Source organism: Streptomyces sp. CA-294286, assembly GCF_050947155.1.
GTDB lineage: Bacteria > Actinomycetota > Actinomycetes > Streptomycetales > Streptomycetaceae > Streptomyces.
The window spans coordinates 2,913,877-2,927,031 of record NZ_CP192005.1; the positions used below are offsets into that span (position 1 = coordinate 2,913,877).

Here is a 13,155-nt window from a genome sequence, read left to right on the forward strand (position 1 = left end):
TGCCCGTCCAGCCGTGACCGGGACCCGTCCTGCAGTGGGGGATGTTTCACGTGAAACCGATCGACCCGCGTCTGCTCCGCTACGCCCGTGCCACCCGCTTCTTCCTCGCGGCGGTGGTGGTCCTCGGACTCGCCGGGGCGGGCCTGGTCGTCGCCCAGGCGATGCTCATCGCCGAGGTGGTGGTCGGCGCCTTCCAGGACGGTCAGGGGGCCGCGGAGCTGCGCACCTCCCTGATCCTGCTGGCAGCAGTGGCTCTCGGCCGGGCGTCGGTGACCTGGCTGACCGAGCTCGCCGCACACCGGGCGAGCGCCGCAGTCAAGTCCGAACTGCGGGGACGGCTGCTGGAGCGGACCACGGCTCTCGGCCCCGGGTGGCTCGGGGGACAGCGGGTGGGCTCGCTGATCGCCCTGGCCACGCGGGGGGTCGACGCCCTGGACGACTACTTCTCGCGCTATCTGCCGCAGTTGGGGCTGGCCGTCGTCGTACCCGTGGCGGTGCTGGCGCGGATCGTCACCGAGGACTGGGTATCGGCCGCCATCATCGTGGTGACGCTGCCGCTCATCCCGCTCTTCATGGTTCTCATCGGGTGGGCCACGCAGGCCCGGATGGACCGCCAGTGGCAGCTGCTGTCACGGCTGTCCGGGCACTTCCTGGACGTGGTCGCCGGGCTGCCCACACTCAAGGTGTTCGGTCGGGCCAAGGCGCAGGCCGAGTCCATCCGGGAGATCACGGGCGAGTACCGGCGCGCCACCATGAGGACGCTGCGGATCGCCTTCCTGTCCTCCTTCGCCCTGGAGCTGCTGGCCACGCTGTCGGTGGCACTGGTCGCCGTCACCATCGGCATGCGGCTCGTGCACGGCGAACTGGATCTGTACACGGGACTCGTGATCCTGATCCTGGCTCCGGAGGCGTATCTGCCGCTGCGGCAGGTCGGGGCGCAGTACCACGCGGCGGCTGAGGGGCTGTCGGCCGCCGAGGAGATCTTCGCGGTCCTGGAGAGCGAACCGCCGCGGAGCGGCGCGGGGGAGCTGCCGGATTCCGTCGCACTGCGGGTCGACGGCGTGACCGTACGACACGAGGGGCGGGCGGCTGCTTCGCTGGAGTCGGCCTCGCTGACCGTGGCGGAGGGCGAGACCGTCGCGGTCGTCGGGCCGAGCGGGGTGGGCAAGACGACGCTGCTGAACGCGCTGTTGGGCTTCGTGCCGCTGGAATCCGGACGGGTGCTGGTCGGTGGCGTGGATCTGGCGTCCGTGTCCTTGGAGAAGTGGCGGGAGCGGGTGGCATGGGTGCCGCAGCGGCCGCACCTGTTCGCCGGTTCCGTCGCCGAGAACGTCCGGCTGGCCCGGCCCGACGCGGACGACGCGGCGGTGCTCCAGGCACTGCGGGACGCGGGGGCGTACGACTTCGTGGCCGCGCTGCCGCAGGGGGCCGAGACGCTGCTCGGCGAGGACGGCGCCGGGATCTCCGCCGGACAGCGGCAGCGGATCGCACTGGCGAGGGCGTTCCTCGCGGACCGGCCGGTGCTGCTGCTCGACGAGCCGACGGCCTCACTGGACGGGGAGACGGAGGCGCAGATCGTCGGGGCGGTACGGCGGCTCGCGGCGGGGCGGACCGTCGTGCTGGTCGTGCACCGGCCGGCGCTGCTGGCGGTGGCGGACAAGGTCGTGCGGCTGGGGGACGTGAGGACTGGGGCCGCCCCGGCCGCTGGGCTGCCCTCGCGCGAGCAGGCGGCTTCCGCACTGTCGCAGGACATCGCGGCGGGCCCGGTGGGCGGTACGCGCTCTCCGGCGGAGGCCGTAGCCGAACCGGGGCGACAGGGCGGCGATGTTTCACGTGAAACACGCGGCGGCTTGCTGCGCCGGGTACGACAGGACGCGGGTGAACAGCGGGGGCGGCTCGGGCTGGCGCTGCTGCTGGGCAGCCTGGCGCTGGGATCGGCCGTGGGACTCATGGCGGTGTCCGGCTGGCTGATTTCGCGGGCCTCCGAGCAGCCACCGGTACTGTATCTGATGATGGCGGTCACCGCGACGAGGGCCTTCGGTATCGGGCGAGCCGTGTTCCGGTATGCGGAGCGGCTCGTGTCGCACGACGCGGTGCTGCGGATGCTCGCCGACATGCGAGTCGCCGTCTACCGACGACTGGAGCGCATCGCACCCGCCGGGCTGCGCGAGGCACGACGCGGGGACTTGCTGTCGCGGCTGGTGACGGACGTCGACGCGCTGCAGGACTACTGGCTGCGGTGGGTGTTGCCGGCCGGAGCCGCGGTGATGGTGAGCGTCGCCGCCGTCGGGTTCACCGGCTGGATGCTCCCCGAGGCGGGTGCGGTGCTGGCCGTCGGGCTGCTGGTCGCCGGGGTGGCGGTACCGATGCTGAGCGGATGGGTGGCGCGGCGGGCGGAGCGCCAGCTGGCCCCGGCGCGGGGTGTGCTGGCCGTGCGGGTGGCTGACCTGCTCGGCGGGGTGGGCGAGTTGACGGTGGCGGGAGCGCTCGGGCGCCGGGCCGCCGCCGTACGGGATGCGGATGGGGTGCTGACGCGGATCGCGTCCCGGGGTGCTTCGGCGACCGCGCTGGGCGGCGGGCTGTCCGCACTGGTGAGCGGGTTGACCGTGGTCGCGGCGGCCTGGGTCGGGGCGCAGGCGGTGTTCGAGGGGCGGCTCGCCGGAGTGCAGCTCGCGGTGGTGGTCCTGACGCCGCTGGCCGCGTTCGAGGCGGTGACCGGCATGCCGTTGGCCGTGCAGTACCGGCAACGGGTGCGACGCAGTGCGGAGCGGGTGTACGAGGTGCTGGACGCGCCTCTTCCTGTCCTGGAGCCCGCGCAGTCCGGGAAGGCGCCCGCGTCGCCCTTCCCCGTGGAGGTACGGGGTCTGACCGCGCGGTATCCGGGGCAGCAGGGGCACGCTCTCGCCGAAGTGGACCTGACCCTGGAGGCCGGGAAGCGGATCGCGGTCGTCGGGACGAGCGGTGCGGGCAAGACGACGCTCGCCCAGGTGCTCCTCCGGTTCCTGGACGCGGAGCGGGGGACGTACACCCTCGGCGGAGTGGCGGCCGACGCGCTCGACGGGGACGAGGTGCGCCGGATGGTGGGGCTGTGTGCGCAGGACGCACACCTCTTCGACAGCTCCGTACGGGAGAACCTGCGGCTGGCCAGGACCGGCGCGGACGACGCGGAGCTGTGGGACGCGTTGGGGCGGGCCCGGCTGCGCGAGTGGGCCGAGACGCTGCCCGCCGGGCTCGACACGCTCGTGGGTGAGCACGGGGCACGGCTGTCCGGCGGGCAGCGGCAGCGGCTCGCACTGGCCAGGGCGCTGCTGGCGGACTTCCCCGTACTCGTGCTGGACGAACCGGCCGAACACTTGGACCTGGCGACGGCGGATGCGCTGACCACCGACCTCCTCGCCGCCACGGAGGGCCGTACGACGGTGCTGATTACGCACCGGCTGCAAGGGCTGGAGGCGGTGGACGAGGTGCTGGTGCTGGACGAGGGCCGAGTCGTGCAGCGCGGGGAGTTCGCCGTGCTGGCCGGGAGCGAGGGGGCGCTGCGGCGGATGCTGGAGCGGGAGAGGGCGGCTGAACCGGCAGCTCAAGCGGGTGCAACCGCTGCACAGTCGACTTTCCCCTTCAAATAGGACTAACTAGTCTGAAGGGCATGTCAGTGCAGCAGGACCCGCCCGCCTCAGCGGATTCGCCGCCGCCCCGCGGCGGGGTTGCCTCCCACGACTCGCTTGCCGCGGCGGCGGAGGCGACCCGCGGTCTCCAGGGTCTGTCGACCGAGCTCACCGCTCGGGTGCCGCACTTGCTGGAGGCCATGCGATCGGTGGGCACCGGTCTGGAGCTGCATTCCACCCTGGACCGCATCTGCGAAACGGCCGCCGCGCTGGCGGACGCCCGGTACGCGGCGATCGGAGTCGTCGGCGGCGAGGGCGAGGGTCTCTCCGACTTCGTGACGTACGGCGTCAGCGGGACCGAGGCAGCAGCCATCGGAAGGCTGCCGGCCGGGCACAAGGGATTGCTGGGCGCTCTCATCGCGGACCCGGAGCCGCTGCGGCTGGCGGACCTGACGGCCGATCCCCGTTTCGAGGGCTTCCCGCCGCACCACCCGCCGATGCGGACCTTCCTCGGCGTGCCGATCCGGGTGCAGGACAGGATCTTCGGCAACCTCTACCTCGCCGAGAAGAAGGGCGCGGAGGAGTTCAACGACTACGACCTGCACATGCTGCGGGTGCTGGCCACCGAGGCGGGCATCGCCATCGGCAACGCCCGTCTGTACGAAGCGGCGCGCCAGCGGGAGCGGTGGATCGACGGGTCGGTGGCGGTGACGACCGCCCTGCTGTCCGGTGAGGGCGTGGACGATGCGCTCACCGTGGTCGCCGAACAGGCGCGGCGGCTGGCGGACTCGGCGGCGGGCATGGTGCTCCTGCCCGCCGCCGAGGGCGGTCTGGAGATCGCGGCGGTCTCCGCGGACGATCCCGGGGAGTCCCTGGGCCAGGTGATTCCGGTGGAGAGTCCGATCGTGGCCCTGCTGCTCGCCGGGGAGGCGGTGTTCGTCCAGGACTCCGCCACCGATCCGCGCATGATCACCAAGATCGCCGAACGGTACGGGCCGAGCATGCTGCTGCCCTTGCACAGCGGCGGCCGGGTGCTGGGCGCGCTCGCCACCCCGCGGGCCCGGGGCGGAAAGCAGTTCACCGAGGCGGAGCGGACGCTGGCGACCCAGTTCGCCTCGCAGGCGGCGCTGGCGTTGATGATGGCGGAGTCGCAGCGTGACCGGGAGCGGCTCGCGGTGTACGAGGACCGCGACCGGATCGCCCGTGACCTGCACGATCTCGTCATCCAGCGGCTGTTCGCGACGGGGATGATGCTGGAGAGCGCCCAACGCAGGTCGATCGTGCCCGAGGTGCAGGTGGGCGTGGGCAAGGCCGTGGACGAGCTGGACGTCACGATCCAGGAGATCCGTACGGCGATCTTCGCGCTCCAACAGGGGCCGGCGGAGGCCCCGTCCGGGCTGCGCACCAGGGTGCTGCGGGAGATCAACATGGCCTCGGTGCCGCTGGGATTCAAACCGGCGCACCGCTTCGTCGGACCGGTGGACGCCATGGTCGGCGAACTCACGGGCAAGAACCTCATCGCAGCGCTGCGGGAAACGCTGTCGAACGCCTTCCGGCACGCGGACGCCTCACGCATCGAGGTCGTCGTGGACGCCACGGCGACCCTGGCCGACGGTCGGCGCTCGGTGCGGCTCACCGTCGCGGACGACGGTGTGGGCATCCCCGAGGGCGGGCGGCGCAGCGGGCTGCGGAACCTGGCACGGCGGGCGGAGGCGCTGGGCGGCGCCAGTTCGTACGGGCCGGGGCTGGGCGACGGCGGCGGGGGAACCACCGTGGTGTGGGAGGCCCCGTTGTAGGGATGCCTCCCGGACCCCGCAGGAACGGGCTACTCCCCGGCCGGCACGTCGTAGCACCCGGCCAGGATGCGTTCGATGACCACCGCGACGCCGTCCTCGCCGTTGGGAGCCGTACGGCCGGAGGCGGCGGCCAGGACTGCCGGGTGGGCGTTGCCCATGGCGTAGGAACGGCCCGCCCAGGCGAGCATCTCGATGTCGTTGGGCATGTCTCCGAAGGCCACGACCTCCTCCGGCGAGATGCCGCGCTCGGCGCAGCAGCGGGCCAGGGTGCTCGCCTTGGAGACGCCCGGACCGCTGATCTCCAGGAGTGCGGTCGGGCTGGAGCGGGTGACCGAGCCGAAGTCGGCGACCGTCGCGCGGGCCAGGTCCAAAAAGTCGTCCGGGGTGAGGGAGGGGTGGTGGGCCAGCAGCTTGATCACCGCGGCACCGCTGCCCGGGGTCTCCTCGTGCAGCAGTTCCTCGGCGGTGGCGATGCTCGCCGCCGCGTCGAACTGGAACGGCGGATAGTCGGGTTCGTAGTGGATACCGGTGGTCAGTTCCACGGCGAACGACGTGCCCGGCGCGACCGCGCGCAGCGCGGCGACGGTGGAGAGGGCGTCGGTGCGCTCCAGCGGGCGGACCTCGATCAGCTCGCCGCCCGCGTGCAGGTCGACGACCGCGGCACCGTTCGCGCAGATCGCGAGGCCGTGCCCGTGGACGTGCGCACTGACCACGTCCATCCAGCGGGCCGGGCGGCCGGTCACGAAGAACACCTCGATGCCGGCGGCCTCGGCGGCGGCGAGAGCCGCGACGGTGCGCTCCGAGACGGTCTTGTCGTCGCGCAGCAGGGTGCCGTCCAGGTCGGTGGCGATCAGGCGTGGGGCGACGCCGGGGCCTGCGCCTGTGGTCGGGAGGGAGCGAGGGTCGATAGCTGAGGTCACCGTTTCATCTTCTCGCATGGAACGCACGGACGTGCGAAAGCATGCACATCTGAGAGGGCGGAAACGGAACAGTACCCTCCGCTCAGTCGCGGTTTCCGAGCTGGACGAGTCCCTCGCTCGCGACCTGCTCGAAAATCTTCTCGTCCGCCGCGAACTGTGTGCCGGCGATCGGCCAGTGCAGCACGATCTCGTCGATTCCCAGCTCCGCGTGGCGGCCCGCGAAGTCCACGAACGCGTCGAGGGAGTCGAGCGGCCGGTCCGGGGTGAACCCGGTCAGCAGGATTTTGCCCAGCTCCCGGGCGTCCCGCCCGATCTCCTCGCAGGCCGCCCCCAGCTTGGCGACCTGACCGCCGATCGCTGCCAGGGACTGGTCCGGCGTGCCGTCCGCGAAGAGCTTGGGGTCGCCGGTGGTCACCCATGCCTGGCCGTACCGCGCCGCCAGCTTCAGACCGCGCGGCCCGGTCGCCGCCACGGCGAACGGCAGCCGGGGGCGCTGGACGCACCCGGGGATGTTCCGTACGTCGCCCGCCGAGAAGAACCGGCCCTCGTGCGTCACGGCGTCCTCGGTCAACAGCCGGTCCAGCAGCGGTACGAACTCGGCGAACCGGTCGGCCCGCTCGCGCGGCGTCCACGACCGCGCACCCTCCGGCAGCAGCGCGGTCGCGTCGTAGCCGCCCGCGCTGCCCGCGCCGATGCCCAGGGTGAGGCGCCCGTCGCTGACGTCGTCGAGCGAGATCAGCTCCTTGGCCAGGGTCACCGGGTGGCGGAAGTTGGGTGAGGTGACGAGTGTGCCCAGCCGCATCCGGTCGGTGGCGGACGCGGCGGCGGTCAGGGTCGGCAGCGCCCCGAACCACGGGCCCTCCCGGAACGGCACCCGCCAGGAAAGGTGGTCGTAGGTGTACGCGGCGTGAAAGCCCAGGTCCTCGGCCCGCTGCCAGACCTCCCTGCCACCCTCGTGCCAGCGACGGATCGGCAGAATCACAGTGCTCAGACGCATGATCCCGACTCTACGGGTTCCGCCGCGGCTGCGGTGTCGCTCGCCCCCGGGGCCCTCCTCGGAGGGCGGCAGCCGTCCTTCGTGACGGGGGCGCGCGTCATCGGAGCCCTCTTTTCAGGAGTCCGCGAAGAGCTTCAGGGAGTCCGGGAAGCGCAGGAAGCGCGTCGGCACGCGTGCCGTCAGCCAGACCCCGTTGGCGCTGACCCGGAAGACGTAGCCGGCGCGGTGCATCGCCCCTGCGTCCACGGACAGCACCACCGGCCTGCCCCGGCGGGCGCCGACCCGGTTGGCGGTCTCCCGGTCGGGCGACAGATGGACGTCGTCGCGGTTCATGGGGCGAAGGCCCTCGGCGCGGATCGCCGACAGGGCGCGGGGGTGGGTGCCGTGGTAGAGGTACGCGGGCGGTTCGGCGGGCGGCAGGGCCAGGTCGACGCCGACCGTGTGACCCTGGCTGGCACGGATGACCGGGCCCCGGCCCGGTTCGTCGTCCCGTACCGCGAAGCGTTGCTTGTCGTTGACGGCGACGACGTGGTCCAGCTCGGCGCGACTGAGGGGGAAACCGTGTTCCGCAAAGGCCCGGAGCAGGGTGTCGATCTCCACCCAGCCGTGTGCGTCGAGAATGATGCCGATGCGCTCGGGCTGGTGGCGCAGGTGCTTGGAGAGGTACTTCGACACCTTCACCGCACGTTGTTCGTCCATGGCGGAAGCGTCCCTGAGCGAATGACGGGGGCGCATCCGAATTCTTGTTCGCGGCACGCCAGTTCTGCGTAATCCACAGCCAGGGACCCTTTTCCACAGTGGAAAGAGCGAATCTGTGGATAACTCGCGAGTTATTTAGGGTGGTTCGTCAACTTTTGTGGGTTCCGTGGCGCTGCGGCCAGCGCATCCAAGGTGCGTGCCTGAACCTCGCGTTGGGTGGCCGCGGCGACAAAGGCCGCCATATTATCCTCTCCCACCAGATTACGGACGGCGGTGGCCGTGGACGCAGGGAGTGCGACGGTCTCCTCCGCCGGCCCGCCGGAGTGAGGTCTTCCGTCCTTCGGCTCGCCGGAGTGCGGTCTTTTCTCCCCCGGTCCGGCGGAGTGCGGTCTTTCGTCCTTCGGTCCGGCGGGATGCGGCCCCTCCTCCCCAAGCCCCTCGGCGCGGGCCCCCTCCTGCGCCGACAGGGGCGCGGCCCCCAGATGCTGCTGAAGGTGCCGGGTGGCGAACAACCGCATGGCGCGCGAGAGTTCGGCGTCCACGCTCTGCTGCGCGAGGGGGCGCAGCCTCCGCACGAGAGCGGCTGCCTCCGCCGCGTCAGCGTCCTTCGGCGGCCGGTGCCCCAGGTAGCGGGCGAAGACGTGCTCGGTGGTGAACTCAAGGAACCGCGACGCTATGTGCTCGACCTGCCCGCGCAGTTCCCACAGGTGCCCCGAGATCGCGGGCAGGGGCACCCCGGCGGCGTGCAGTTCGGCGGCCACCGCCAGCTCCTGCGGCGACGGTACGAGGAACTCGTCGTCCCGGCCCGCAATCCTCTCCAGCACCCCCAGGGCGACCGCCTCCGTCACCGCCGCGTCGTCGCGGAGACCGCCGAACCGCGCGTCCAGCTCCGCCCGGGAGATGCGGCCCGGTTCCTCGTCGGTCCACGGCCCGCCCACCTCCGCGACCAGACCGAGTACCCCGCCGAGACCTCGTCCCGCGTCCCAGGCCTCCAGCAGCTCCTTGATACTGGCCAGCGTGTAACCGCGCTCCAGGAGGTCGGCGATCTGGCGCAGCCTGGCCAGATGCGGCTCCCCGTACACATTGGCCCGCCCGCGGCGCTCCGGCCGCGGAAGCAGCCCGCGGTCCTGGTAGGCGCGGATCGTACGGACCGTGGCGCCGCTGAGCTGCGCCAGGTCCTCGATCCGGTACTCGGCCGGCGCCTGACGCGATGGTCGCGCGGACATCCTTACTCCTTCCCGCCGACGTCGGCCGGTCACCCGGCCGCCCCGGAACCGAAAGCTCCGCGGTGCCTCAGGTCCGCGGTGCCTCAGGTCCGCAGTGCCGCGCGTCCCACCGCGCCCGCCGCGGCACGCGCCGCCGGCGAGGCGGCCAGGTACTCGACGGCCCTGCGCAGCGAGCCTTCCTGGGAAGGATGGTACGACCGCCGCAAGTAGCGCGGTATCGCCGAGCCCAGCTCCCGCCAATCCGGCAACAGTCCCTTCGACACGGCCCTGTTGTGCTCCCGCAGCGAATACCTCAACCGTCCCGCGAGCCGGGGGTCGTGCCGTATGAGGTACGAGGCGCCCCAGGCCCACAGCCACAGCATCACCGGCGCGACCACGACCATGCCCTCGACGCGGCGGGAGTACCGGGGCAGGCCCCCGCCGGCGCAGTGCTGGTACATGTCGAAGGCGACCGCCCGGTGCTCAACCTCCTCCGCGCCGTGCCAGCGCAACAGGTCGAGCATCATGGCGTCCGGATCCGCGCGGTCCAGGCCCTCGGCGCCCAGGACCCAGTCGCCGAGCACGGCGGTGAACTGCTCTATGGCGGCGATCACGGACAACCGGAAGCGCAACCACTCCCGCGCGGACACCGGAACGCCGAACGGCGGCCGCTCGCCGAGGAGCTTCTCGAAGAGGAAGTCGACGTGCCGGGTGTACGGGCCGGTGTCCAGCCCCTGGTCGGCGAAGTGGTCCAGTACGTAGCTGTGCTGGACGCTGTGGGTGGCCTCCTGGCCCATGAAACCCTTGACCTGGCGGAGAAGGGCGGGATCGCGGACCAGCGGGAGGGCCTCTTTGAAGACCCGTACGAACCAGCGCTCGCCGGCGGGCAGCAGCAGGTGCAGCACGTTGATGACGTGGGTGGCGGTCGGCTCATCCGGTATCCAGTGGAGCGGCGTCTCCTGCCAGTCGAAGGAGACCCTGCGGGGCGCGATGACATGGACCTCGTCGCTCTGCCGGCCCTGTCCGCGCGGGCGGGGTGCGGTGCTCACAGCGACGGATCCAGTCGGGCGATCGCGCGCAGGGCCTTGGGCGCGAAGCGGGACAGGAAGTGGGCGGCACGCGCCTCCGGCGTCACCGGCATCACGGCCCGGTTCTGCACCACCGCGCGCAGGACGGCGTCGGCGACCTTCTCCGGCGGGTAGTTGCGCAGTCCGTAGAGTCGTGAGGACCGCTTCTGCTTGCGCTTCTCCTCCTCCGCACTCACCCCGGTGAAGCGGGAGGTGGCGGTGATGTTGGTGTTGACGATGCCGGGACAGATCGCGCTGACGCCGATGTCCTGGCCGGCCAGTTCGGCGCGCAGGCACTCACTGAGCATCAGCACCGCCGCCTTGGACGTGCTGTACGCGGACAGCGCCCGGGAGGGCTGGTACGCGGCTGCCGAAGCGGTGTTGACGATGTGCCCGCCCTGGCCGCGCTCGGCCATCTGCTTGCCGAAGGTGCGGCAGCCGTGGATGACGCCCCACAGGTTGGCGTCGAGGACCTTCTTCCAGTCGTGTGCGGAGGTGTGCATGAAGGGACCGGACATGCCGATCCCGGCGTTGTTGACCAGCACGTCCACCACGCCGTAGTCGGCCGCGACCTTGGCCGCGAGCTTCTCCATCGCTCGACCGTCACCCACGTCGACGACTTCCGGCCAGGCTTCCGGAGCCCCGATCAGCCGGGCCAGCTCCGCGGTCCGCGCGGCGCCCTCCTCGTCCCGGTCCACGGCCACCACCCGCGCGCCGGCCTCGGCGAACGCGAACGCGGTGGCCCGGCCGATGCCGCTGGCCGCCCCGGTCACCAGGACCAGCTGCCCGCCGAACCGATCCGCGTACTTACCGCCCGCCGCGGTGGGCCGGGGGGCGACAGCGGCCGCGCCGTCCTCGTTCGCCAGGACGAACTCGGCCGTCCAGGCCGCGAGTTGGTCGGGCCGCGTGCGGGGCACCCAGTGCTTGGCGGGCAGCGTGCGGCGTACCAGGTGCGGGACCCACGTCTCCAGCTCGTCGTACAGCCGCTCCGACAGGAAGGAGTCCCGGGTCGGCGTGATCAGCTGTACCGGCACGTGGGCGTACGCGTCCGTGCGCGGCCTGCGCAGTCGGGGGCGTACGTTGTCGCGGTACAGCCAGGCGCCGTGCGCCGCGTCCTGTGGCAGCGACGCCGTCGGGTACCCGCCCGCCGGGACCTTCTCCATCCGTTGCAGGATCTTCGGCCACTGCTTTCCGAGCGGTCCCCGCCAGGCCAGCTCGGGCAGCGCCGGGGTGTGCAGCAGGTACACGTACCAGGACTTGGCGCCCTGCCCCAGGAGCTGGGCGGCACGACGCGGCGTCGGCCGGGACGTCCGCTTCGCGATCCAGTGCCCGAAGTGGTCCAGCGAAGGTCCGGACAGGGACGTGAAGGACGCGATCCGCCCCTGTGTCCGCTCGACCGTCGCGAACTCCCAGCCCTGCACGGAACCCCAGTCGTGCCCCACCAGGTGCACCGGCCGGTCCGGGCTGACCGCGTCCGCGACCGCCAGGAAGTCGTCGGTCAGCTTCTCCAGCGTGAATCCCCCGCGCAGCGGCTCGGGAGCGGAGGATCTGCCGTGCCCGCGCACGTCGTACAGCACCACGTGGAAGCGCCTCGACAGTCGCGTCGCGACATCGGACCACACCTCCTTGCTGTCGGGGTATCCGTGCAGCAGCACCACCGTCGGCTGCGTCGCGTCACCCAGCTCGGCGACGCACAGCTCGATCCCTCCGGTCCGCACCCGACGCTCGCGCGCCCCCTCCGGGCCGCTCTCCGTAGCCGGGCCCGCCGTGCCGTCCCGTCCAGCCTTCCCCATCGTCATGCCGCCCTCTCCTCGGCCCAGCGCCGCACGTGCGGCAGGTCGTCGTCCAGCCAGAAGGCGCTCTGCTCGGGGTCCTCGGAGTCGGTGACCACCAGGATCTCCTCGAACTTCACGCCCGTACCCCTGAATCCGAGGTGCGGTTCCACTGCCCACAGGCCCGGCTGCGGCGGGTGGTCGGAGAACTTGTGCGGGCTCCACAACGGCGACCAGCCCTCCCGGTGCCCGTGCAGCGCGTCCGACGCCAGCCCCTTCAGTGCCTGCGTCCCGAACCCGAACACCTGCGGCGACCAGCGGCGTTCCTTCACCCGGTCGACCTTGTGGGCGATCACGCCGAACGGGTAGGCGCGGTGCCGGTTGGCGTACCCCTGGCGCACCATCAGCCGCTCGACGTTCTCGTAGATCTCCCGCAGCGGGCGTCTCTCGCGCACCTGGTCCAGGAGCAGGGTGCGGTGCGCCTCCAGATCGGCGAGCAGCCGGTCGTGCACCGGGTTGAGGCCCAGGCAGCCGGAGTACCCGATGTCGGCGGTGAAACCGTGATGGACGGGCGCCATGTCGAGAATGAACGGCATCCCCGGCTCCAGCCGCCGGTTCGTCGGGAAGAACTGGAACGGTGTCCGGAAGCCCGCGAACGCCGTACGGTCCCCGAACCACGCGAACGGCAGGTGGAACCAGTCCCGCACCCCGCGCTCGCGCAGCCACACCCGCTGCATCCGGGCCGCGTCGCGCTCGGTCACACCCGGTTTGAGCTGCGCGGCGACGGCCTCGGCGCATTCGTACGCGAGGCGCTGCACCCGCCTGAACCCCCGCAGTCGCGCGGTCGTTCCGCCCTGCTCGCCCTGCACTGCTGAGGTCATGCCACCCGTCCGTCCCGTGTAGCGGTACGTGTTCGCAACTTGACACTGATGAATGTGACAATGCCCGACGGCTACGTCAAGGGCTGTGCACAACGGCCTGTGGACAACCCGGCCCCCGCCGCTCGGGGTCTTCGCCCCCGACGCCCTGTCCACCCTCGGTACTGCGGCCCCTACGGGCTTCTACGACCAGAGGCGGAGACGCCAACCACCGCC

The 13,155-nt window shown here is 71.8% G+C and carries 9 protein-coding genes; 2 read left to right on the plus strand and 7 right to left on the minus strand.

The genetic code is table 11. From position 1 onward, the window contains the following. The first annotated feature begins 50 nt into the window (after positions 1-50). Both cydD and ACQPZG_RS17715 read left to right on the plus strand, forming a co-directional pair. Complete coding sequence (gene cydD, locus ACQPZG_RS17710; RefSeq protein ID WP_433546719.1) at positions 51-3,626, plus strand: thiol reductant ABC exporter subunit CydD; 3,576 nt, start codon at positions 51-53, stop codon at positions 3,624-3,626. Between the two features lie 20 nt (positions 3,627-3,646). Then, on the plus strand, positions 3,647-5,401 hold the full coding sequence (locus ACQPZG_RS17715; protein WP_433546720.1) for a sensor histidine kinase: 1,755 nt from the start codon (positions 3,647-3,649) through the stop codon (positions 5,399-5,401). 29 nt (positions 5,402-5,430) lie between these two features. On the opposite strand, the gene ACQPZG_RS17720 is transcribed toward ACQPZG_RS17715, so the two are convergent. From ACQPZG_RS17720 to ACQPZG_RS17750, 7 genes are all read right to left on the minus strand, one after another. Further along, positions 5,431-6,321: an HAD family hydrolase gene (locus tag ACQPZG_RS17720; protein WP_433546721.1), complete on the minus strand. Its 891-nt coding sequence runs from the start codon at positions 6,319-6,321 to the stop codon at positions 5,431-5,433. A gap of 82 nt (positions 6,322-6,403) precedes the next feature. Next, the gene (locus ACQPZG_RS17725; RefSeq protein ID WP_433546722.1) at positions 6,404-7,318 is read right to left on the minus strand and encodes an LLM class flavin-dependent oxidoreductase; all 915 of its coding nucleotides are present in this window, start codon (positions 7,316-7,318) and stop codon (positions 6,404-6,406) included. Between the two features lie 114 nt (positions 7,319-7,432). Further along, entirely contained in the window at positions 7,433-8,017 is a 585-nt protein-coding gene (locus ACQPZG_RS17730; protein ID WP_433546723.1) for an RNA 2'-phosphotransferase, read from the minus strand. Between the two features lie 131 nt (positions 8,018-8,148). Beyond that, a complete protein-coding gene (locus ACQPZG_RS17735) occupies positions 8,149-9,243 on the minus strand; it encodes a MerR family transcriptional regulator (protein WP_433546724.1) in 1,095 nt (364 codons plus the stop codon). 83 nt (positions 9,244-9,326) lie between these two features. Then, positions 9,327-10,271: a metal-dependent hydrolase gene (locus ACQPZG_RS17740; protein ID WP_433546725.1), complete on the minus strand. Its 945-nt coding sequence runs from the start codon at positions 10,269-10,271 to the stop codon at positions 9,327-9,329. Beyond that, on the minus strand, positions 10,268-12,082 hold the full coding sequence (locus ACQPZG_RS17745) for an SDR family oxidoreductase (RefSeq protein WP_433549449.1): 1,815 nt from the start codon (positions 12,080-12,082) through the stop codon (positions 10,268-10,270). The genes ACQPZG_RS17740 and ACQPZG_RS17745 overlap by 4 nt, the downstream gene beginning before the upstream one ends. A gap of 2 nt (positions 12,083-12,084) precedes the next feature. Next, a complete protein-coding gene (locus tag ACQPZG_RS17750; RefSeq protein WP_433546726.1) occupies positions 12,085-12,942 on the minus strand; it encodes a M24 family metallopeptidase in 858 nt (285 codons plus the stop codon). Between the last annotated feature and the right edge of the window lie 213 nt (positions 12,943-13,155).